Origin of the sequence: Mesorhizobium sp. B1-1-7 (assembly GCF_006442705.1) — a bacterium.
Taxonomy (GTDB): Bacteria; Pseudomonadota; Alphaproteobacteria; order Rhizobiales; family Rhizobiaceae; genus Mesorhizobium; species Mesorhizobium opportunistum.
The window spans coordinates 41916-64366 of the sequence record NZ_VFWQ01000003.1 but is presented as its reverse complement, the minus strand read 5'-3'; the positions used below and the strand labels follow the sequence as shown (position 1 = coordinate 64366).

At 60.9% G+C, this 22451-nt stretch carries 21 protein-coding genes; 17 read left to right on the top strand and 4 right to left on the bottom strand.

Translation table 11 applies throughout. From position 1 onward, the window contains the following. Nucleotides 1-3 precede the first annotated feature (3 nt). The 6 genes from FJ978_RS05100 to FJ978_RS05075 all read left to right on the top strand — a co-directional run bounded on the left by FJ978_RS05100 (nt 4) and on the right by FJ978_RS05075 (nt 4424). Nucleotides 4-561, top strand: a complete 558-nt coding sequence (locus tag FJ978_RS05100; RefSeq protein WP_140570736.1) for an invasion associated locus B family protein — start codon at nt 4-6, stop codon at nt 559-561. 11 nt (nt 562-572) lie between these two features. Further along, nucleotides 573-1241 carry a hypothetical protein gene (locus FJ978_RS05095; RefSeq protein WP_140570734.1) on the top strand — a complete coding sequence of 223 codons (669 nt, stop codon included), beginning with the start codon at nt 573-575 and terminating at the stop codon, nt 1239-1241. A gap of 35 nt (nt 1242-1276) precedes the next feature. Beyond that, nucleotides 1277-1738 (top strand): DUF4189 domain-containing protein, encoded by a 462-nt coding sequence (locus tag FJ978_RS05090; RefSeq protein WP_140570732.1) that lies wholly within the window; start codon nt 1277-1279, stop codon nt 1736-1738. Continuing rightward, nucleotides 1723-2271, top strand: coding sequence for an invasion associated locus B family protein (locus FJ978_RS05085; protein ID WP_140570730.1), 549 nt, complete (start codon nt 1723-1725; stop codon nt 2269-2271). The genes FJ978_RS05090 and FJ978_RS05085 overlap by 16 nt, the downstream gene beginning before the upstream one ends. A gap of 392 nt (nt 2272-2663) precedes the next feature. Beyond that, complete coding sequence (locus tag FJ978_RS05080) at nt 2664-3368, top strand: SDR family oxidoreductase (RefSeq protein WP_140570728.1); 705 nt, start codon at nt 2664-2666, stop codon at nt 3366-3368. Between the two features lie 15 nt (nt 3369-3383). Next, nucleotides 3384-4424, top strand: coding sequence for a proline racemase family protein (locus FJ978_RS05075; RefSeq protein ID WP_140570726.1), 1041 nt, complete (start codon nt 3384-3386; stop codon nt 4422-4424). Between the two features lie 42 nt (nt 4425-4466). Here the strand turns inward: FJ978_RS05075 and FJ978_RS05070 are convergent, their stop codons facing one another. After that, on the bottom strand, nt 4467-5258 hold the full coding sequence (locus FJ978_RS05070; RefSeq protein WP_140570724.1) for a LuxR C-terminal-related transcriptional regulator: 792 nt from the start codon (nt 5256-5258) through the stop codon (nt 4467-4469). A 160-nt stretch (nt 5259-5418) separates the two neighbouring features. On the opposite strand from FJ978_RS05070, the gene FJ978_RS05065 reads away from it, so the two are divergent. The 7 genes from FJ978_RS05065 to FJ978_RS05035 all read left to right on the top strand — a co-directional run bounded on the left by FJ978_RS05065 (nt 5419) and on the right by FJ978_RS05035 (nt 12650). Continuing rightward, nucleotides 5419-7548 carry a hydantoinase/oxoprolinase family protein gene (locus FJ978_RS05065; protein ID WP_140571246.1) on the top strand — a complete coding sequence of 710 codons (2130 nt, stop codon included), beginning with the start codon at nt 5419-5421 and terminating at the stop codon, nt 7546-7548. 14 nt (nt 7549-7562) lie between these two features. Further along, nucleotides 7563-9767 carry a hydantoinase B/oxoprolinase family protein gene (locus tag FJ978_RS05060; RefSeq protein ID WP_140570722.1) on the top strand — a complete coding sequence of 735 codons (2205 nt, stop codon included), beginning with the start codon at nt 7563-7565 and terminating at the stop codon, nt 9765-9767. Next, the gene (locus FJ978_RS05055) at nt 9764-10255 is read left to right on the top strand and encodes an acetone carboxylase subunit gamma (RefSeq protein ID WP_023778419.1); all 492 of its coding nucleotides are present in this window, start codon (nt 9764-9766) and stop codon (nt 10253-10255) included. The genes FJ978_RS05060 and FJ978_RS05055 overlap by 4 nt, the downstream gene beginning before the upstream one ends. A 96-nt stretch (nt 10256-10351) precedes the next feature. Continuing rightward, nucleotides 10352-11179 carry an SDR family oxidoreductase gene (locus FJ978_RS05050; protein WP_140570720.1) on the top strand — a complete coding sequence of 276 codons (828 nt, stop codon included), beginning with the start codon at nt 10352-10354 and terminating at the stop codon, nt 11177-11179. Nucleotides 11180-11459: 280 nt separating this feature from the next. After that, nucleotides 11460-11687: a hypothetical protein gene (locus FJ978_RS05045; RefSeq protein WP_013893280.1), complete on the top strand. Its 228-nt coding sequence runs from the start codon at nt 11460-11462 to the stop codon at nt 11685-11687. A 101-nt stretch (nt 11688-11788) separates the two neighbouring features. Next, a complete protein-coding gene (locus tag FJ978_RS05040) occupies nt 11789-11989 on the top strand; it encodes a hypothetical protein (protein ID WP_041164058.1) in 201 nt (66 codons plus the stop codon). A gap of 229 nt (nt 11990-12218) precedes the next feature. After that, nucleotides 12219-12650 carry a hypothetical protein gene (locus tag FJ978_RS05035; protein WP_013893282.1) on the top strand — a complete coding sequence of 144 codons (432 nt, stop codon included), beginning with the start codon at nt 12219-12221 and terminating at the stop codon, nt 12648-12650. Between the two features lie 154 nt (nt 12651-12804). On the opposite strand, the gene FJ978_RS05030 is transcribed toward FJ978_RS05035, so the two are convergent. Continuing rightward, nucleotides 12805-13071, bottom strand: coding sequence for a hypothetical protein (locus FJ978_RS05030; RefSeq protein ID WP_140570718.1), 267 nt, complete (start codon nt 13069-13071; stop codon nt 12805-12807). A 1051-nt stretch (nt 13072-14122) separates the two neighbouring features. On the opposite strand from FJ978_RS05030, the gene FJ978_RS05025 reads away from it, so the two are divergent. Both FJ978_RS05025 and FJ978_RS05020 read left to right on the top strand, forming a co-directional pair. Beyond that, nucleotides 14123-14404: a hypothetical protein gene (locus FJ978_RS05025; protein WP_140570716.1), complete on the top strand. Its 282-nt coding sequence runs from the start codon at nt 14123-14125 to the stop codon at nt 14402-14404. 1431 nt (nt 14405-15835) lie between these two features. After that, nucleotides 15836-16132, top strand: a complete 297-nt coding sequence (locus FJ978_RS05020) for a hypothetical protein (protein ID WP_013893285.1) — start codon at nt 15836-15838, stop codon at nt 16130-16132. Between the two features lie 119 nt (nt 16133-16251). Here FJ978_RS05020 and FJ978_RS05015 read toward each other — a convergent pair whose 3' ends face one another. Both FJ978_RS05015 and FJ978_RS32700 read right to left on the bottom strand, forming a co-directional pair. Further along, entirely contained in the window at nt 16252-18210 is a 1959-nt protein-coding gene (locus FJ978_RS05015) for a DUF4838 domain-containing protein (protein WP_181176865.1), read from the bottom strand. A gap of 890 nt (nt 18211-19100) precedes the next feature. Next, nucleotides 19101-19661, bottom strand: a complete 561-nt coding sequence (locus tag FJ978_RS32700; RefSeq protein WP_181180374.1) for a hypothetical protein — start codon at nt 19659-19661, stop codon at nt 19101-19103. Nucleotides 19662-20228: 567 nt separating this feature from the next. Here FJ978_RS32700 and FJ978_RS05005 point away from each other — a divergent pair. Both FJ978_RS05005 and FJ978_RS05000 read left to right on the top strand, forming a co-directional pair. After that, nucleotides 20229-20645: a MucR family transcriptional regulator gene (locus tag FJ978_RS05005; RefSeq protein ID WP_013893288.1), complete on the top strand. Its 417-nt coding sequence runs from the start codon at nt 20229-20231 to the stop codon at nt 20643-20645. A 137-nt stretch (nt 20646-20782) separates the two neighbouring features. Then, complete coding sequence (locus FJ978_RS05000; RefSeq protein ID WP_181176866.1) at nt 20783-22297, top strand: GMC oxidoreductase; 1515 nt, start codon at nt 20783-20785, stop codon at nt 22295-22297. Nucleotides 22298-22451 lie beyond the last annotated feature (154 nt).

The following is a 22451-nucleotide window of genomic DNA, read 5'->3' as shown; positions in this document are numbered from 1 at the left end:
GGAATGAAAGGACTTGTCGCCCTGACCTGCCTGGCGCTCTGCGGCGGCCTCGTGCCGGCCGCCGGGCAGGTTACATCGCCCTACAGGATCAAGCCCTCGGATGTGGTGCTGCCTCCCGAGGCAAAACTGGGGGAGTACCAGCGCACCATCCGCCCGTTCGAGAACTGGACGCTGATCTGTGACGAGAACCTCAAGGCCCGCAAGAAGGTCTGCAACGTCTCGCAGATCATCGAGGATGCTGCTGGCAAGATGGCCTTCAGCTGGTCGCTTGCCGCCACGCAGGACGGCAAGCCCTACATGATCCTGCGCACCGCGCCGAATGCCAGGAGCGACGGTCTGGTATCGCTGAAGTTCGATGGACAGCCACAGCCGATCGACGTGCACCTGAACGGCTGCAACGAAATGGTCTGTGTCGGCATGCTGCCGGTGGGGCCGGTGATGCGCCAGCAGATAGCGCGCAAGGCGACGCCGGCGATCTCCTATCCAACCGTCGACGGCCAGACGATCACCGTGACCGCAACGCTCAAGGGGCTGACGGAAGCCCTTTCGCCAGTCAAATAAGGGGCAGCACCATGAGCCAGCAGGACCAGTTCATGTCCGCGAAACGCAGCAACCCGGCCGTCGAGGCGGATCGGCAAAGGCTCGTCGAGCCATCGCGGCGGCGGTGGCCGCGCGTCGTCGGATTTTCCCTGTTGGGGCTGGTGGTGGCGGGCGTAGGCTTCGCCGCCGGGAATTATGCCGCGATCGCCAATCTGGTCGGCGGCGCGACCGCCGCACAGGCTTCGACGCCGTCGCCCACGCTTCCGGACACGCCTTTCCTCGAGCACGTCAAGCAAGCCGGCGTGCAGGCCTGCTCGACTGTCTATCCGGTGCTCGGACAGATCCTGACGACAGGCACGAAATACAGCGTCAAATCGTTGTGGAACGACCAGGCCGCCGACAAGCATGCGGTCCAGGCCTTTGTCGGCATGGACTATGCGTCGGAACGCTACAACGGGCCGGCCGCCGGCGTAGTCTTCGCATCGCCCACCGCTTCGGGCTGCGAGGGGGCGATGGTGCGGGTGGCGCCATTCGCCAGCCCGTGCGCGGACATCCCCGCCATCTTGCCGCAAGGCAGCAAGATCACCGACCATCTCGGGCAGGTCGAGGTGTATGAGCTCGGAGGCAACGCCGGTGAAGCGCTTCTCCTGCCGACTGGCAAAAGCTGCGTGGTGATCTCGGTCGCTTCGGCGGCGAAGTAGGCGAGCGAGTGGGATCGAGGAAAGGGGTGCCGACCATGAGATTGCAAGCTTTGGCGGTTTTGGGTTTGACCTTGTTGTGGAGCGGACAAGTCGTCTCGGCCGACCTGGTGGCGCCGCCGGAGCCGCAGCAGGAGGAAAAAGGCATCTGGGCGGCCATCGCCTATTCGCAGGCCGATAGCAAATACGGCTTCTTCTGGGGCGCCGACAAGCGGCAGGAGGCGAAGGACATCGCGCAGAAATATTGCGAGAACGCGGGCGGAAAGGCCTGCAATGTCGTCACCGTCTTCCGCAACCATCGCCATTGGAACGATGACGACAAAACCGGCTTTCCCTACAAGCACTGCGGTGCGCTCGCACTGGCCGACAAAGTCGAGAACCGGTTCACGCCCTGGGGCGTGAACTCTGCCGAGACCCGCCGCGAAGCCGAGGACCTCGCCTTGCAGGCCTGCGAGGCGACGGGCGAGAGATGCAAGATCCGCGAATGGGTCTGCACATGAAGCGTGGCCTCAAGGCCGCCTGCGCCTGCGGGGCAATCGCATTGTCATTGATGTCGCCCGCATCGGCACAGCAACAGGTGGCGGCAGTTGCGGATGGCCCCTCATCGCTGCGCGAAGTCTGCCAGGACTGGAGCGTGGCTTGCTCTGTCCAGGAGAATGTGAGGGTCTGCTCGCTTTCGCAGGACCAGGTCCAGAAGAACGGCCAAAGGCTGCTTGCCGTGGAGATACAGAGACGCGCGGACGGCTCGACGACGGCTACCTTGCTTCTGCCCTTCGGCATCCTGCTCGATTCGGGTGTGACGCTGCAGATCGACGATCAGCCGCCATCGTCCCAACAGCGTTTCAGGACGTGCTTGCCGACGGGCTGCCTCGCCGTCTTTGCCATCGATCGGTCCTTGGTTGGAAAGATGCGGGGAGGCACGGTGCTGAAGCTCAATGTCACGACGGATGCCGAGACCCCGCTGACATTTCCGGTGTCGCTGCACGGGCTTAGCGCGGCGCTCGATCGCATGGTCGCGTTGAGCGCGAGGTGAGGAGAAGGGCGGCTGCCTTCGATGCCGGCCGATGGAACGTTGCCGTGCCGAAGGTCGTTTAGTCCGGTGCCACTGCCATCGGATCGCGATCATGAAGAAGAAAACCTACGTCAAACCCACGCTTGTAAAATGCGGAAAATTGACGGAGCGCACGGCGCAGATCGTGGCATCCGGGGTCATACTGGGCGAGTGACCGCCTACGGCTATTTTTCCCGCATTGCTCGACGGAAGTTGGCGCGGAGCCCCGAGGCGATCGCTTCAGCCATTTGAGTCATTCGATAATTTTCCTATTGGGCGATCGCCGATTTTCTGTTTAGCCATACCCACGGCGATGTGTCAGACTTTGCCGCATTTCGCAAAATGCACGAGAGTTGGTAGCCGAAGGAAGTACGATGACAGGACAAAAAGTTGCGTTGGTTAGCGCTGGCGGAAGCGGCATGGGCGCGGAGACCGCCCGTCGACTTGCCGCGGACGGCTACAAGGTCGGGATTCTCTCGTCCTCAGGCAAAGGGGAAGCGTTGGCAAAGGAGCTCGACGGCTTCGGTGTCACCGGCTCGAACCAATCCAATGACGATCTCAAGCGGCTGGTCGATGGCGCTGTCGAGCGGTGGGGCCGCGTCGACGTGCTTGTAAACAGCGCTGGCCATGGCCCACGAAAGCCCATCCTCGAGATTACCGACGAGGATTGGCATGACGCAATGAACGTTTATTACCTGTGCGCTGTTCGTCCGACGCGGTTGGTCACACCAATCATGCAGAAGCAGAAATCGGGCGTCATCATCAACATCTCCACCGCCTGGGCGTTCGAGCCGAGCCCGATGTTCCCCACCTCTGCCGTCTTCCGTGCCGGACTGGCCTCCTTCACGAAGATCTTCGCGGATACCTATGCCGGTGACAACATTCGCATGAACAACGTTCTTCCAGGTTGGATCGACAGCCTGCCCGCAACCGAGGAACGTCGCGACAGCGTGCCGTTGGGGCGCTATGGCACCAGCCAGGAAATCGCCGCCACGATCGCGTTCCTTGCGTCGGACGGCGCGGCCTACATAACCGGCCAGAACATCCGCGTCGATGGCGGCATAACGCGCGCCGTCTAGAACAGGCATTCAACAATGCGCACCAAAACCAGCATTCGTGTCGTCGGCTGTCACGCCGAAGGCGAGGTCGGCGACGTCATCGTGGGTGGCGTGCTGCCGCCGGCGGGCCGCACGATGATGGAGAAGATGATCACGATGGAACGTGATCACGACCATATCAGGCGCATGCTGATCTGCGAGCCGCGCGGCAGCGTCGCTCGGCACGTCAACCTGCTCGTGCCATCGACGCGTGACGATTGTGTCGCCGGCGCCATCATCATGGAGCCGACGGAATACCCTCCGATGTCCGGTTCCAATACGATCTGCGTCGCCACGGTCCTGCTGGAGACCGGCATGGTGCCGATGCAGGAGCCCGAGACGCGTTTCAAGCTCGACATGCCGGGTGGCGTCATCGACGTGCGCGCCGAATGCCGCGACGGCAAATGCGTGTCGATCACCTTGCGCAATGCGCCTGCCTTCGCCGAACGTCTCGATGCCAACATCGAGGTCGAGGGGCTGGGAACGCTCACGATCGACGTCGCCTATGGCGGCATGTTCTACGCGATCGTCGATGCCGAGGCGCTCGGCTTCTCGGTCGCCCCCGACGAGGCTCGCGAGCTGGCGGTGATGGGCGAGAAGGTTCGACGGGCCGCGCGCGAACAGCTGGATGTCGTGCATCCGGAATTCGAACATGTGCGCGGCGTGTCGATCGTGCAGTTCGCCATGCCGTTCCAGGGTCCCGGCAATGTCACCCGCAACACCTGCATCGTCTCGCCGGGACGCTCCGACCGCAGCCCGACGGGAACCGGCACGTCGGCCCGCATGGCCGTGCTGCAGGCCCGAGGCCTGATGGGAGTTGGCGACGTATTGATCCACGAATCGATCATCGGCTCGCGCTTCGCCGGCAAGATTGTGGAGCTGAAGGAGATCGGCGGCCGCAAGGCGATCGTTCCGGAAATCACCGGCCGAGCCTGGATCACCGGTGAGCATGCCTACTACCTCGATCCGACGGACCCATACCCGCAAGGCTACGTGCTGTCGGACACATGGGGGACTTCCACCTCGGTCAAGCAATAGACGTGCAGCGGCGTCGAAACAGGTTCGGTCTAGGCCGAAACCTCAGGGACCATTCAACCGGGATGCCCGCGATTGAAAGAACTGCAGGAACAATTCGCGCTCGGTGGTGATGTCGAGTTTTTCGTAGATGCGGCGGCGGTGATTTTTGACCGTGCCGACCGCGATCCCCAGCCGCTCGGCGATGCTGGCGGTCGGATGTCCGGCCAGGACGAGCTGGACGAGTTCGCGTTCCCGCTGTGAAAGCTCCGGCCAGAGACTGGCCGGAATGCTGGGCTTCTGCTGCGGCGAAGCGCCGGGCCCTGTCGGCATCGATGTGCGGGAGAACTCGTTTCCGCGCGCGGTTATGTCGAGTGCGTGCAGGGCTGCGAACACCGGCAGCCGCTCTTCCAATCGCGCGATCTCGCTGTCCTTGAAAGAGGCGCTCGAACGGTCGAGAAAGATGCCGAGACACCAGTCGCCGCCATCCGCCAGCATGATGCCGACTTCGTCGCAGATTTCCGACTGCGCCAGGAAGCCAGCTATGTACTGGCCGCGCTTGGCCTCGTCGTCGGCAAGCCGTTTCAGCGGCATGATGCCAAGCCGCCGCTCGCGCCGCCACGAGGCATAGAACGGGTCGAACACGTAGTAACTCGCGAGATAGCGCTGCACCATCTCGTCCGAGAAGCGCCGGTGCTTGACGAATTCCGGTGTCTGCGTCGCCGAATAGCGCGTCACCGTGACGAGGTCATGCTCGATGTCGGCGCCGATCAGGTCGATCAGGCAGTCGACATGCCTGTCCGTGCCGGTGGCGGCGATCGCCTTGGCGAGCGGCGCCCAGATATTGCCCATGCGCATGCCCTTTTCTCGGCGATCCCGGCCCGACCGTCATTGTGTCTTTTGGCATATGGCGCGAGGCCGCCCAAGGATTCTAGCCTTGCCTCAACCTAGACCACATTCCGAGGCGCCCGTGACCCAACCCAATCCCGTCGGCCCGATCGTCGGCACCCCTCCGATCATTGGCAATCCAATCGTCATCGGTATCGACGCCGGCGGCACCATGACCGACACCATCCTTGTCGATCAGGACGGCCACTTCAAGATCGGCAAGTCGGCGACCACGCCGAAGAACGAAGCCGAAGGTTTCCTGGCCTCCGCCGAGGACGCGGCCGATGCCTGGGGCATCTCGCTGGAGCAGCTCTTCTCCGGTGTCAACGTCGTGCTCTATTCCGGCACCGGCATGCTCAACACGCTGTTGTCGCGTACCGGCCGCCGGCTCGGGCTTATCACCACCAAGGGCCTGGAGGACATGATCCTGATGGGCCGCGGCTTGCAGGCCTGGGCCGACTATTCCTATGCCGACCGGCTGCATGCGGTGACCCATCATCATCCCGATCCGCTGGTGCCGCGCCGCCGCACCCATGGCGTCACCGAACGCATCGACCAGTTCGGCGACATCATCCTGCCGCTCTACGAGCACGAGGTGGCTGCCGCCGCCAGGAAGCTGATCGCCGACAAGGTCGAGGGCATCTGCATCATGACGATCTTCTCGCACGTCAATCCCGTGCACGAGAAGCGCATCGCCGAGATCTGCCGCGAGGAGATCGAAAAGGCCGGCGCCGAGATCACCGTCTACACCAGCCACGAAGTCCGCCCGGTCATCCGTGAACAGTCACGGCTGAACTCGGTGCTGATCGAGGCCTACGCGACGTCGCGCGGCCGCAAGCAGCTCAAGGGTATCGAGGACGTCTCGAAGAAATACGGCTTCAAATATGGCGTGCAGACGCTGCTGTCCTTCGGCGGCCTGACCTCGATCAACCATCCGCGCCTGCACGAAACCATGATCTCCGGCCCGATCGGCGGCATTCTCGGCGCGGCCTATGTCGGCAAGCTGATCGGCAACGACTCGCTGATCTGCTCGGACATGGGCGGCACCTCCTTCGACATGGGCGTCATCACGCGCGGCCAGACGCGGATCGAGAACGAGCCTTTGATGGACCGTTTCAAGCTCAACGTGCCGACGCTGCATCTCGACACGATCGGCGCCGGCGCCGGCATGATCCTGAAGGTCGATCCCCTGACCAAGAAGGTCTCGCTCGGGCCGGAAAGTGCGGGCTCGGATCCCGGCCCGATCTGCTTCGCCAAGGGCGGCACCGAACCCACCATCGCCGATTGCGACGCCATCCTGGGCCGCCTCAACCCGCATTACTTCCTTGGCGGCAAGGTCGTGCTGCAGGTCGGGAAGGCGAGGGCAGCCTTCGAGGAAAAGTGCGCGCTCCTGCTCGGTGTGGGCGTCGAGGAGGCCGCCGAGGGCATGATCGACATGCTGGAGGCCGACGCCAACAATGCATTGCGGCGCGTCATCTCCGGCCAGGGCATCCACCCCTCCGAATTCACGCTGCTCTCCTATGGCGGTTCAGGCCCGCTGCATCTGGCCGGCTGCTCCAGGGGAATCGGCTTCAAGGACATCATCACCTTCCAGTTCGCCGCCGCCTTCTCGGCCTTCGGCTGCACGACGGCCGATTTCATGCGCCGCCATTCGGTGTCGACGCAGCATGACATCGGCGCGCGCGCCAGCGATGAAGAACTGATGGCCTTCGGTGCGAAGGTCACCAATGTCTGGGACGAACTCACCAAGGCAGCCGTCGACGAGATGATCGAGGACGGCCATGGGCGCGACAAGATCAAGACCGTGCCGTTCCTGATGATGCGCTATACCGGCCAGCTCGAGGATGTCGAGGTGATGGCGCCGCTCTCGGCCATCCGTTCGGCCGACGATATGCGCGGTGTCATCGATGAATTCGAGGCCGTCTATGCCAAGGTCAACCACCGCGTCTCGCGTTATGGCGAAGCCGGCTTCTCGATCACCGAGCTTGGCCTGATCGCCACCGCCGACAAGGTCAAGCCGGTGCTGCTCAGGCGTCCGCTCGGCAAGTCGGATCCGGCAGCCGCCCACAAGGGTGTGCGCGAGGCCTATATCGGCGGCCGCTGGCACAAGGCCAATCTTTACGAGATGGATCTGCTGCAGCCCGGCCACGAGGTCACCGGCCCGGCTATCATCGAACATCCCGCCACAACGCTCGTCGTTCACCCGCAGGACCGTGTCCATGTCGATGAATGGACGCTGCTGCACTACACCCACGCTTGAGAAGGGCGAACGCCATGCTGGACAAACCCGCCTCCGCGCTCCGCATCCGCGAACGGCTGATCGAATCCGAACGGCTCATGGAAGAGACCGGCTGCTACGACGGCATCACGGAACTTTCGCTGCGCAACCAGGATCCGCTCAAATTCGAGACGCTGCACACCAAGCTGCGCGCCTATTGTGTCTCGGCCCGCGAGATGGCCCGCCGTATCTCCGCCTCGCCCGGCGTACGTGAGGTCGGGGAGATGGTGGTCGCCATCTACACGCCGGAAGGCGATGCGATCGCACTCTCCAACGGCATCATGGTGCATGTGCACACGATGAGCCGCTTCATCAAGTGGATGATCAGACAGGGCTATGAGGAAAACCCCTGCATCCGCGACGGTGACATCTTCGCCAACAACGATGCCTTCATCGGCACCGTACAGGTGCCCGATGTGATGGACGTGGTGCCGATCTTCCACTCGGGCAAACTGGTCGGCTGGGCGGGCGCGGTCTGCCACGAGCTCGAGGTCGGCGGTATCACGCCCGGTGGTGACGTGGCGCTGGCGCAGGAGCGCTTCACGGAAGGGCTGTTCGTCTGTGCCGAAAAAATCGGCGAGAACGACGAGATCCGCCGCGACTATGTCATCCGCTGCGAGCGCAATCTGCGCATGCCGATCTATTGGGTCTTGGACGAGAAGGCCAAGGTCGCCTCCTGCATCGACATGCGCGAAAGCGTCAAGGCGCTGATCGACGAGATCGGCTTGGACTACTGGATGAAGGTGTCGAAGGAGTTCATCGAGGAAGGCCGCCGCGCCCAGCTCGCCCGCACGCGCCAGCTCACCGTGCCCGGCATATACCGCGGCCACACTTTCTACGGCCACGTCACAGCGGGCAAGCCCGGCTACCAGCCGCTCGGCGACCCCGACTGGCTGTACAACATACCGATCGAGATGGAGATCACCACCGACGGCAAGATCATCATGGACTTCGAGGGCACGCAGCCCTGGGGCTACCATTCGATGAACTGCACTCCGGCCGGCATGGATGGCGGCATGTTCGTGACGCTCACCCAGCACATGAATTTCGAGGGGCTGGTCAATGACGGCGCCTGGATGGCGACCGAACTGAAACTGCCGCACGGAACATGGACCAACCCGGACAACGAAATGGTTGCGACCGCCACCTCCTGGGCCTTGCTGCTTCCGGCCTATGGCGTGTTCCAGCGGCTGTTGTCGCGCTCCTTCATCGGACGCGGCTTTGTCGAGGAAGCCTTCGTCGGCCAAGTCAACAGCCCGATGATCGAGATGGGCGGCACCAGCCAGTACGGCAAGCTGTTCGGCATGGCGCATTTCGAATGCGCGGCCGCCGGTTCCGGCGCGCTGGCGATCAAGGACGGTCTCGACACCGCCTATGTCGGCTGGAACCCGGAATCCGACATGGGCAATATCGAGATCTGGGAACAGAACATGCCGATGGTCTATATCGGCCGCTCGATCGTTCCCAATTCCGGGGGCGCCGGCAAGTATCGCGGCGGCTGTTCCTTCCTGTCGACCTGGCTGGTCAGCAAGACTGATCATCTCAGACTGGTGACTTCGGAGCATTCGTCCCGCGTGTTCGACAATGGCGGCATGTGCGGCGGCTATCCGGCGCCGACCTGCCAGAAGCATCGCGCGGTGCGCAACTCCAACATCTTCGAGCTTGCCGAAAAAAGGGCACCGCTGGCGCACCACACCGGCACCGATCCGCATCGCTCGGAGCTTGAGCTGCGGCTGCAGGGCGAGCATGTGACGATGGAGGGCCCCTACATCACCGCCCCGCACAAGACCGGTGACGTCTTCACCCATTCCTACAATGGCGGTGGCGGCTATGGCGACGTGCTGGAGCGCGATCCGCTCAAGACAGCGTTGGATGTCGAGAACGGCTATCTCACCAAGGAAGCGGCCGAGGGCATCTTCGGCATCATCCTCGACGAGGATGGGGATGGCTATCCCGTTGCCAACATCGAGGCCACCAAGCGTCACCGCGCCGAGTTGCGCGCCAGGCGGATCGCGCAGGCAAAGCCGGTGTCGGAGTGGATCGCCACCGAACGCGACCGTGTCGAGAAGGCCGACTTCGCGCCCGAGGTGAAGAAGATGTACGCCAGCGCGATCGGGCTTTCCTCGCGCTTCACCAGGGAATTCAGCGATTTCTGGAACGTCGACGCTAAATCGATCTTCATGCCGGGAGCAAAGCCATGACCTCGTACAGCAAGGAAGTCATCGCCGATCTGGTCGCGGGCACGCTGCCCTGGCCGCAGACGCGCCGCGTGATGAGCGCCTACAAGGACGACGATCGTTTCTTCAAGTACGTCGCGGTGCTGCAGGATCGCGTCGGCTGGAAGGATCCGATCCTGCTGCCGGTCTCGGATCATCTGTTCATCTGCCAGAGCGGTGACGAGCGGGTGACCCGCTGTGAGTGCGGCCACTCCTTCGGCGACTATCGCGAGAACTGGAAGCTGAAGGCGGCGATCATCGTGCGCAACACCGAGGAGACGCTGCGCGAAATCTATCCTAACAGCGATATTCCCGATCCGCAGTGGATGGAGATCCGCGAATTCATCTGCCCGCAATGCGGGACCATGCACGAAGTGGAAGCGGCCGCGCCTGGCTACCCAATCGTGCATGATTTCGAGCCGGACCTCGAAGGCTTCTATCGCGAATGGCTGGGCAAGCCGCTGCAGCCTTGACCAAGCCGGTTGCCAAGCCTTGGATAGGTTCGTCGCGGCTTCCGAAATGACGGTCGGTGGCGACGCGTTGTGATTCGATTGCGGAGATCCAGTTCGATGACCAATCTCTCGGGCCGCGGGGCCATCGTCACCGGCGGTTTTTCCGGCATGGGCTTCGCCATCGCCACCGCGCTTGCCAAGGCCGGGGCCAATGTCGCCGTCGGCTCCTACGTGGCCGCGCCGGGCCCGGGAAGGACCGATGCCGCCTACTATCCGGGCGCCGGCGAGATCGAACGGGTACGCTCGGCTTTGGCGGCGCATGGCTCAAGTGTCCACGCCGCGCATCTCGACGTGCGCGACAGCGATCTCAGCAATCGTTTCGTGGCCGAGGCGGAGGCGGCGATCGGGCCGGCCGACATTCTCGTAAATGCCGCCGGCACCACCGCCGAGCAGCCGGTCGTGGGGCATTCGGACGAACTCTGGAACAAGATCGTCGACACCAATCTTACCGGTGCCTTCCGTGTCACACGCGCCGCGCTGCCGGGCATGATCGGACGCGGCTGGGGCCGCATTGTCAACATTGGCTCCACCGCGGCCTCGGTTGGCTGGAAGGACAATCCTGCCTATTGCGCCTCGAAGGCCGGTCTGCTCGGGCTGACGCGCTGCGTGGCGCTGGAAGGTGCCGCACACGGCGTCACCTGCGTCATGATCAGCCCGACCTGGGTGGAGACGGAACTGATGCGCCGCAACGTCGCGCAAGTGGTCGAGCGTGAGGGCAAGGGCCGCACGCCAGAGGAAGCCATGGCCGAAATCGTTCGCGGCAACCCGCAGCAGCGCATGCTGCAGCCGGAGGAAATCGCGGCGCTCGCGGTGTTCCTGTGCTCGGACGCCGCCAGGGGCATCACCATGGAGAACATCCAGGTGACCGGCGGCGCTTTGTGGTAACGCCGACGCGAGGATCCAATCGAATAATCTTGGGTTGGCGATTTGCCTGTAGATAGGCAGCATGACGACCGCCCCGAAAAGAGCGATGACTATCATCAGCCCGTAGCCTCGCCGGACAATTTCGCGCGGGCAACTTTCGCGACACCCAAACCAACGCCCGGCCGATGTCGTGCCGCTGTTGCCTTCCTATAGCTGAGCGATTTTGTACGAAATCGTACCATTGATTGATCGGCGTCTTGGACAAGATCAAGATGAAGCGGAGGGTGATGGGAGGAACCGCATGAGCATCGCCAGATGGGCAATAAGACCCGTCGGTACCGCTAGGGAGTTTCTGGCATCAGAGCTTCGAAGTGCGCGATATGGCGATATCGTCTCGGTTAAAGCGGCAATAGAGGCCGCTCGCAGGAATGCGCCCTATTTGCAAGATACGGATGACGAGTTGACGGAGAAGATCGTCGATCTGGCACGGGAACTGGGGCTAGCCGTCCTTTTTGACTCTCGCGAGTGATCGATGGCCGAGGGGCTTGGCGCTGGTCGATGCCCCTTGGTACGAAACCAACAATTGGCTCATGGCTGAAAATGCGCAATCCTTGGAAAATGGAACGCCGATTGGACGACAAGCTCGATTGCAAGGCATGCGGGACTATCCAGATGGACATTCCCGACGACGCCGAGGAGTCGACGCCAATTCACTGCAGCAAGTGCGGTGCCTTTCTTGGCGAATGGGGCGAACTGCAGGATGATTTCCATCGCCAGGCCCGCGGTTCCGAAGCCTTCGACCTGCGCAACGGAAACATTATCAAGAAGTAGCGGCAGTCGCTGGATTCATGCAGCTCGGTTCTGGGCAGCTCGGTTCTGGGCAGTCTGGTTCTGGGCAGCCTGGTTCTGGATTGCTGGCCGATGCCACCGACCCGCTCCACGAATGCCTTGTGGACATTTACAATCCTGACCGCCTCAATCTCCCGCTCTTGTCGGGGCATCACCGCGCGATAATTTCCCTGAAGGCGTGGGTGCTTCTCACTCTCGACAGGAGCCTGCCATGAAACATCAGACACTCGACCAACTGTACGCCGTCGCCAAGGTCGAATCCTCGGCGGCATATTCGGAGATGACGCGGAACCAGCGTATCGAACGTTGGGCCGAACTTCTCGAACAACATCCCGAGCGACGTCTTGCAGCGTTTACAGGCACCGAATATCTGCGCCTGGAGGAGCGTGACAGCGTGCGTGGGGAAGGATCGGCAATTGCTGTCGCCCTCGAAGATCCGGTGCTGCGCGCATCGGGCCTGAAAGACGACACCTATGGTGAGGCAAAACGCTTCTTCGGGCTGAGCGACTGGCAACTGCACGACATCGTCTGCGATTGTCACGTCGGCGCTACGATGAAGGCGGGCTGGGCTGCCAACCGGGTCCGCGCAACGATTGGCGGGAACAGGTTTATTGCCTGGCTAAGGCAAAGGATAATGCACTGAATGCAAGAGGGGATCGCAGCCTGCCACAGCACGATCCCCTGCCTTGCTCGACGCCCGAGTCAACTCTAATCAGGGTTTGGTCGCGGGAGAGCGCCGCCGCTTTTCCCCATGCTCCTCAAGCTGCCGGTTTCGCTGCCGCGGTTGCCACGCCCAGTCACAAATCCGGGCAGGGGGTTAGCGGTCCGATATCCAGCGTTGTGAGGGGCGTGAGATCCTTCAACCGCAGGGCCGGGCGGCCAAGCATGGGCTCCGCGATAGCTGTTCTGTATCGAAATTTCGCATTGGCCAGAACGGTCAGATGCTCTGCTTCTTCGCGCGAGAGGCCGTAGAGCACGTTGCAAGTGAATTCCGCCGGAATCTCGGAATGTAGATCATACACCATCCAGTTGTCGGCCGGATCTTGCAACGCGATGAACCTCAAGCGGGCCTCCATGGTCAGCTAGGCCCAATTTAAACGAGATGCGTTTTGTTCCGCCTCTCCATTCGGACAGTGGGCTTCCGCCATGGGGTGAAGCTCAGCGACCGAAGGGCTGAGGAACTCGCCACGTCATTCTCGCCACGTCATTCAGGACATGACGGGAGCTTGGCGATCGCAAGCACATGCAGCCAGCCGCTTAGGCCCAAGAACTGAAAAGCCATGATGGCGGCGGCCACGCGGCGAGGCTCTACACCTGCAGAATGCGGTCTCAAAACTCACCGCGCGCTGGCTGCGCCACATGACGCCGCTTCGCTCGTGCGATGATGAATCGTCAAAAACGTACCATCGCGACGGCCATGGAACATTAGGGTCATCTAATGGTTTTGGTGCGGCAGGGACCCAACGCCCGGCAAGTCCCAAAAATCCCAGGGGCGGCCCGTCGCTGCCGTGAATGGGGCGGCGGGTTTTCTTGGACTGGTCGCCTCGCGAACGCGGAAGGCAACGGGCCTCCGTGACGACAGGTTACCCGGCGGAATGGGGGCCGACACGATACTGCAACAAACTCTGGGCATCATTGTTGTCTCAACTTTCAAGGAGCCGTGACGAGGTCGATCAAATGCGAAACGATGGAGAATTGCTTGCAAGAGCATGCGCGTTGGGCATCAACATCTATCAACGCTCAAAAACAGTTTGGGTGGCCAGGGGAAGCTATCGTGGCCGTACTTTCGAGGTGAAGGGGCGTGCTCCAAAGCCAACGATCGCTTTGTGGAAGGAAGCGACACGTTATAGAGGTTCGGCGTTTTAAGCTCGAGCATCCACAGCCGCCACACAGCTCAAGCTCGGCGGCTCGCGGCAGGGACCAGAAGCGCGAATGGTCTGTCCCTGTTGCCGGGACGCGCGGACCTGACTTGGGTTGTGAACAGTTTTCTTCGCCAGTTGACTTTACGAGTTTTGCACGAAACCCTACAAGGAGTGCTGTCGTTAGCAAATATTATGGGCGCTAGCGCTTGGGAGCCATAGACTTACTCCTGCCCCACACGGAGGCATTGGAGCGATGTCCCAACAATCCGAAAATATTGCATCGCTGTTGCGGCAATTGCGGATGTTGGAAGAGCCCGCCGAAATCACATGTGCCTATGCCGAGGTGATACGGGGTGCTGCCGATGACATCGCCGATGAATTTCCATTCGACGATGTCGAAACGTTGGCAATGCTGATTGAAGACGATATCGACGACGATGAAGAGGCAGCGCGTACTGCTCGCGCTATTTCCCTGGAGCTCCGTCGACGATTGGCCGCTGGTGTGAGAAAATGGCCAAGACTGAAGATTATGTGATGAAACGAGACGGCAAGTCTTGGCTCCGTTTAGTCTTCGGCCGATTGAGCGTCCCATCGTCGATATGAACGGCTTGGCTGGCGTGTCGGCTGCTTGGATCGACTCCGGACCTTGCTCGTGCCGTCACGGGTCCGCGCCGCTCGCGCCATCAAATTGCAATCTGATCCAATCCGATCTCTTTGCGGCCTATCGACAACTCAGGTCTTTAGGTGGCGAGCAGATCGATTAGGCCACGCGGTGTCGTAAGGCGTCGCAGTCGAGATGTCATTGTAACCGTTTGACGACAAACGCGCGCTTTGGGAGCCAATGGCCGGTGCGGCTGCGCTGCGTTGGGCAGCTTGATTTGCGCCACACCGGCCACTGCGGGTTGGTTTGGGTGTCCCCCGCACTGCTCAAATTATAGACATATTAGCAATAATGCAAATAAGACTGAAGTCCCATGGGCGATGAGGGTGCGGCAGGCCGCTACCTACCAGGATCATGGCGTTGCACGGTCATAGCGACTGTTGGGATGCTATGACGGATTCGTACGAAGCGGGCATCTATGTCAAATGCAAATGACAGCGCCCCAATATGAACGTAGACCAAGCTATGGTTTGCCAATGAGGGAGCATCTTCGCCCGTAATTTTTAGGAGCCAAAGGCCAGAGCAAATGCATCGCGATCACGACGAGATTTTCCATCGGGCGGATGCTCTTGGGGTTACGATCCTTCAACGTTCAAAAACAGTGTGGGTGGCCACGGGAAGCTACCGAGGCCGACTTTTCGAGGTGAAAGCCCGCTCGCCCGCGATTGCACTCACGTTGTGGATGGAAGCCGCTCGGTATGCTGGTCAGCGGATTTAGTGACTGGATCTCCGACGCCTAAGCATCCATTCGCAGCCCAGGCGCCGGCCATCCCGGCTCATGCGTGGTCGGCCCGATTGACCTGTCGATCATCGGGCACAAGCCTTAAGACCGGGACGGATAGACGGAATTGCTATGTGCCTGCCCAAAGTGCAGCACTGCACGCAACCATCGCCACAACATTGTCAGATAGTTAACAAATGGTTGCCTCTGAACTTTGAGGTTTGTCGGTCCGGACGTCAAGAATGCGACGAACAGTCAAACCGAGCTGACGATCCAACTCCCCGGAGTTTTAAATAGATGCGTCATTTTCTACTTGGCGACGCCACACCGGAGCGCTGGTCATCGCGATCGATGTAGGTGACTGTTGCGACCGATCACATTGAGTTGCAAGTTTTAGGCAGATATCCAAGAAATCGCTAATACGCCTATTTTGAAAGAGAAATGAGTAAAATTGCGTCTGAAAATTTTTTCACTAATTATAAAACATGCCGACGGGCTCACCCTGGAACAAGACTCGATCTTCCCAAAAAAATACACGACAAGATCCTCAGGGGCTGAATGTCACCCTGTTAAGGAGGCTTATCATGATCATTCGCATTCTTACCGCAATTTCTCTTGCTGTATCTGTCGCATCCGTCTCGACGACTAGCTTTGCCGAATCGACGACCAAAATTAAGTCTGTGGAAGCAGGCAAGGCAGGTCGCGCCGCAGAACCCGGAAAGGCAGGGCGCGCTGCAGAACCTGGCAAGGCCGGCGGTGCTGGCGAAACCGGTGGCAAGGCCGGCGGCGCCGGTGAGTCCGGCGGCAAGGCTGGCGGCGCCGGTGAGTCCGGGGGAAAATCCGGCGGCGCTGGAGACGGTGGCGGCAGCAAGGGCGGCTGACCGCCCTGCCGATCCTGCCAGGTCGTAAAGAGCGCACCCTTGCCAGCGTGCATGCTGGCGGGGTGCCTTCGCTGTTGGTGACCGAAGACCAGGCTGGAAGTTTCGCTGCTTGAAGAAGATCACTCCGGATCGGGCGCCTGCAATTGGACTGCAGCGCCGGGAAGGGCCCAGCTGGTGCTCTCGACCCACGCGCAGTGATTCATGTTGGATACCCACGTGCGCTCGTGCGCTCGTCGAAATTCCAACAGCGCTTGCAATTCCACCTTGCCTCTCTCGTAGCTGGATTCCGGATCGCCGAGCGTAAGCTTGGCGGCAACCAAAGAGCACAATTTCGCGTGCTGCAATCCCAATTGAAGGAATTGCACCCGCCTTGACGCTTGCTGGTCTGCCGCCGCGGAGGAGGCTGCCTTGTCGAGCAATGCTTCGGCCGGCGCAAAGCTCTCCTCTGGATAGATCGCATGCGCCGCTTTCGCCCAGCTTCGCCAACGCGAAGCCCCAAGAGCCTCGAAGGTGTCACGCAGCCGGGCACGCCCACCGGACGTATACGCCTCCCAGAAGTCGAAATATTTCCTCACGTCAGCCGCCGCGGGTCCGAAGGCGGAGTAATATTCGGACAGCAGGGAGCTGGCAGGCATGTCGGGGTGGATCTGCAAGCGGAGCAACAGGTAAAGGTTTGGGCCTTGTGTCGCCCAATGACCTGTCAGCGAATCGAAATCGGTCCCGATCATTCCGTTGTTCGCGGCGCTCTGAAACTCGTCGGCGAACTGGCTGGAAAATATGTGCGGCATGCAATATCCGTCCAGAAAATAGTTCGTCCGCATGAAAAGCCTGGCCTCGGTTTCCGCCCATCCTCGCCACTGGGCTTTCATCCAATCCTGCTCGTCGCCGCTTCGGGGATAGAACCAGGATGACGGGCAAAATCCGATCATGATGTTCGGCCCCAGTTTTATGCCCGAGGTCGGAGCGGCGAAGTAGTTCATGTAGGCGTAGCCCACGACAACCGAGTTCGAATTGTATTTCGCGGCGATCTGCTGGATGGCTTGCCATGAACGCGCATATCTGTCGGATACGAAAGGCTTGCTGGCGATCTTTGATTTCGGCGGAATGAATTTTCGATAATCCGGTGGTTCCGGACCATCGAGCGCCTTGCATGCATCGCATTCGCATTGGCCAGGCGCGTCATTCTCGACAGCATTGACGAAGGTTGGAAGGTGTCCAGGGGTATCGCCTCGATGCTCGCGCCACTGCGCGACAATCTCTTCGCGCAGACCCGGATTGGAAATGCACATGGAGAAGCGCGCACCCAGCCTTGAAGGGCCTCGTTTGCCGTTGACCAGTTGAAACCATTCAGGATGCTCGGCGCCATACTGCCGCCACCAGTCCACGAAGGCATGGCCGTACTTCGCCGGGATTCGGCGGCCCATGCGGTTGCGACGCAGAAATGTTGCCTGCGCGTCCATGTATTCTTCGGCCGCCGCGGCAGTGAAGCCCAGCTCGGGATGATCCTTGGCCTTCAAGCCCGCAGCCGAGCGCACGTGGCGCTGCATGAATCGAGGCGTTACGACATGGTCTTGAAGAGGAACGACCACGGACTCCGCTCTTGGAACGAACGTTCCCAGTTCGCCTGGCCATAGCCACCGAACCGCGAAGTAGCGATCGAGAAGTTCGTATGCGCCGAAGAGCGTTCCGGCGGAGTTGTCCTCATCAAGAGGGCTGCCGCTCGTGTCACGCCCCGCGATACAGAGATGGCGGCCGACGGTGCGGATTGCACACGACTCCGGCTCCAATGCGCCGGAATCGATGCCGGCCTTTCGGGCAAACCGGGTATCGCCCAGAAAGATATGGGCTTTGCCCAGGCTTGCCGACGTCACTTCGCTTTCAGTCACCATGGCAGGCTGGAAGCCGGTCGCTTTCTCGATATGCCAGCCGAGCTCCACGGCAGCATAGTGGACGGAGTCCTTCGGCCTGTCCGGGATAACCAGCGTGACGGCGGGTCTGCCTCCCGCCACCAACGTCACACCATCGCCTGGCTGAGCGTACGCGCCGGCTGCCTTGCCAGCGCCCAGCCAGTGCAGCAAGCCGAATATGGCTCCCTGCCCAAACGTCCTTCGCGACAGTGCCCGCATAGCAAGACCTTACCTACGGCCGATCATCCAACAAGGTGGACCTTCTTCTGGACAAGGACGGTGCAGGCTTCCATGAATCGCGGGGGACGCTGTCGGTCCCTCCGGAGATGAAGAGGGCCAAACCGCGCTGAATTCTGCCCGAAGGAGAAGGGACTTTTGGCGATCCAGGCATGCGCACCATCCGATGAAAATTGCTCGCAGCATGTTTGGTGCGGCGGGCGATCAAGCGTTGCGCACCAAGCGAAGCGGCTGCTGTTACGCGCAGATCATGAGGTGCATGGTATCGCCGCTAGACCCAACGATCCCAGACAGGCTTTTGGGTGTTCTTGCTAGACTTTTGGTCGGGGGAGTGCCTGGCCCCTTGGTGGCTTGCAATGATCGTCGGGGACCGGATCGATGCCGCCGCTCGCGCCAGCGGCGGGGTTGTTTCGATTGCCGAATGGGAGGTTCGGATCGGCAAGTGTTAAAATGGTCACATTCCTTGGAACTCCAATCTGGCATCCCTCGTTGCTTCTTACATGGCGCGGGGGCTGGAATGTATGAATGCAAATGATCCACAATGGCGAACGCTCGCCGGCGCTCTAGGCGTCACTGTTTATCAGCGCTCAAAAACAGTTTGGGTCGCGGCCGGGAAATACAGAGGTCAAGATTTCGAGGTGAAAGCCCGTTCCCCACAGGTTGCGCTCGCCCTGTGGAAGGAGGCCGCGCGCTATGCCGGTTCGGACTGGTGACCGGTGATGGGACTTGGTGCTCGCGCGGATGAATTGCGCCAGTTGGTGGACACGGATGCCGATAAGGGAACAACCATTACCGGCACCCGATAGTCTCAAGGTTTTATCGGCCTAGCCAGCGCCACCGCTGCCCTTGCCGCTCTCGCCGGCGCCCCCGCTGCCCTTGCCGCTCTCGCCGCCAGCCTTGCCGCCGGTCTCGCCAGCGCCGCCAGCCTTGCCACCGGTTTCGCCAGCGCCGCCAGCCTTGCCGCCGGTTTCGCCAGCGCCGCCAGCCTTGCCACCGGTCTCGCCAGTGCCGCCAGCCTTGCCGCCGGTTTCGCCAGCGCCGCCAGTCTTGCCGCCGGTTTCGCCAGTGCCGCCAGTCTCGCTCGAGGCAGCGCTAAGGGTAGTGGCCGTACCGCCGGTCTCGCCAACCTTGCCGCCGGTCTCACCAGCACCGCCAGCCTTGCCGCCAGTCTCACCAGCACCGCCAGCCTTGCCGCCAGTCTCACCAGCACCGCCAGCCTTGCCGCCAGTCTCGCCGGCACCGCCAGCTTTGGCGCCGGTCTCGCTAGGCGAGCTTACCTGGACGCCAGACTCCCCGGCTGCGCCGGCATTGGAAATCCCTATGGTTCCCAGAGCAAAGAACGCCCCCACCAGCAACTTCGCCGTAGTTGTAACTTTAATGGTCATATCGTCTCCTGATATCAAAGCTCCCCCGCGTACTTAATAATCAGATTCTCGAAGAAAGTTTATTCACAATCATGATCGAGTCAGACACATTTAATGACAGTTTGACACGAGATTATACCTGTAAAATCTCGATTTCCATGAAGTAGTAAAAAGCCAAATGCCATCATGCCTCTATCGTAATTGTGTAGCAGTCGGCCGTTGTTAAAATGGGCGACACCTAGGATGGTGGAAATATGCATCCGATATTTCAATCTCCGCCGTGTAGAAGGCGCATCGGTGTTGGCGATCTTTAAGAAAACATCAAGCAAACGCAGCACGACGGGCCGCGATGCCAACGGATGGGTCGCATTGGCTGTCACTGCCGGTTACCACTTTTGGGTGGATTCAGCGCCGCCAAGGGCAATTGACAGAAATGGCCCCTGCGGATGCCATTGAAGGGTTCCAAAGGCGGGGAGGATCAGGAGCATCTGCTCCCGATTTGATGTTGGAAAGTTCGGCAAACGAGTGATCCAAACGGGCCCCGCATTTGGCCACGGACGATAACCATCGTCAGTCGAGAGCGGATCCATGGCCACTGACCCCGTCCATCACCTGGAATCAACTGCCAAGATTGTTTCGGCCTTTGTCAGCAGGAACCGGGCCTCGCCTTCTGATCTGGTGGATCTGGTGGAGAATGTCGGCCGCGCTTTGCAGGCCCTCGCGGGAGGCACGGAAAAAAGCAAACCAAAGATCGTTCCCGCCGTACCAATCAGCAAATCGGTGACTCCGGATTTCATTATCAGCCTGGAGGATGGACGCAGGATGAAATCGCTGAAGCGGTATCTGGCGTCGCTTGGAATGACACCGGCCGACTATCGCAGGAAATGGGGTTTGCCGCCTGACTACCCGTTGGTGGCGCCGAATTTCACCGCACTGCGTTCGCAAGCGGCAAAGAGGATCAGGCTTGGACAACGGACCGCCAGTGATCAGACCTCACGAACCTGACCGTATGGTCCTACCGATGACGATTTTGCCGCGCCTGCTGCCCGATCAATGTCGCCATGATTGAGGATTGCGATGGCGTTCCCCAAGGCGCTTGTCTGGAGGCAGATCTGTGCATCGTGGGCGCAGGTGCGGCGGGCTTGGCGCTCGCCTCGCAGTTCGAAGGAACACGGCATCGCATATCCATCATCGAAAGCGGCGGTCTGACATACGAACACCGGCGCCAAAGACTGTCGCGCGGCCGCTCTGTAGGCAGACCCTATGAGGCGCTGGACCTTTGCAGGATCCGCCAGTTCGGCGGAAGTACCGGCAGGGCCGGTTGGGGTGGGTGGTGCAAGATGCTGGACCACGCTGATTTCGAGCCTCGGTCCTGGATTCCGATGAGCGGATGGCCTGTCGATCGCGACTCGCTCCTCCCTCACTATGAGACGGCAGCCGGTTTGCTGGGCATCGACGACTTGCAAGCCGAATGGCCTGCCTCCGCGGCTCTGCCTATGACCGGGCCACTGTTTTCCGAACGATGCTTTCTCAGTCCCATCCCGGATTTAGGGGCGACATTGCGCGCCAGGCTGCAAAGGGCAAAAAACGTGCAGGTTTTCCTGCACGCCACGGCCTTGCGGCTAGACACCGACGCCTCAGGAAGATGGGTTCGCTCCATCGAGGTGGCCAGCACGCCAAACCGGCGCTTCCGGATCCAGGCACGGTCCTTTGTGTTGGCCTGCGGCGGGATCGAAAACGCGCGCCTGCTCCTGGTTTCAAACCGGCAGATGCCGAATGGCATAGGCAACCAGCACGACCTGGTCGGCCGCTATTTCATGGAGCATCCGCGCGTAAAATGGGGGAGCCTGCAGGTCGGCCATCCCGACACCGCGCTGGCCCTTCACGTGCCATCCATTGTGGCGCGAAGGCCTTATTTGTCGGAGCAAGAGCACTGCGGCGTGAGCGGTGCATTCGGGCTGGCGCTGCGCCCGGAAATTCGTGAAAGTGAACGCCTTCTCGGCTCCCGGACGTGGATCAAGCCGGGACCTTGCGCCAATGATCTGGGTGGCTCCGAGGCGTTGCATTATCTTGCTTTCTGGCTGCGGAAGGGACGCCTCCATCGCGACCTTATCAAGAGTGGCCGCACCATCCTCAGACATCCCGCAGCGTCGGTCGCGTCGGCCATCGAGCGCCTTGGGCACTCACGCGGGCGCGTAAGACATTTTCATTTTGACACGATCCTCGAACAAGAGCCGGACCCGGAAAGCCGGGTTACGCTCGATACAAGACTTGACGAATTCAATCTTCCGCGCGTGAAGCTGGAATGGAGGGTGGGGCCTCTCGTTCGGCGTACACTCGAGCGCATGCAGACAATCATCACCGAGGAGATGCGGCTGCTGGGCCATAGAAGCGACGTTCAATTAAGCGCCCACGAGACCCCGACTTGCGGAGACGATATCCCATACCGATGGGTGAGGCACCACATGGGCACAACGAGGATGAGCGCCGATCCGAGGACTGGCGTGGTCGATGCCACGTGCCAGGTTCACGGCCTCGGGAACCTTTTTGTCGCCGGGAGCTCCGTTTTTCCAACCGGGGGAAACGATATGCCCACCCTGACGATCGTCGCGCTTGCCATTAAATTGGGCCGACACCTGCGGCAATGGCTCGAGTAGAGGTCAATTCCATATTGGAGGAGCTCACGGAGGCCGCTCGGAGGCTTGACCAGCCTGGCGGCTCGTTGCTCGGAGTCCGGCACGAAGTGTCTCCCAAGATACACCTTTACTTCACAATGGCATAATTTCAGATTTACTTTACGTGCTTTGGATA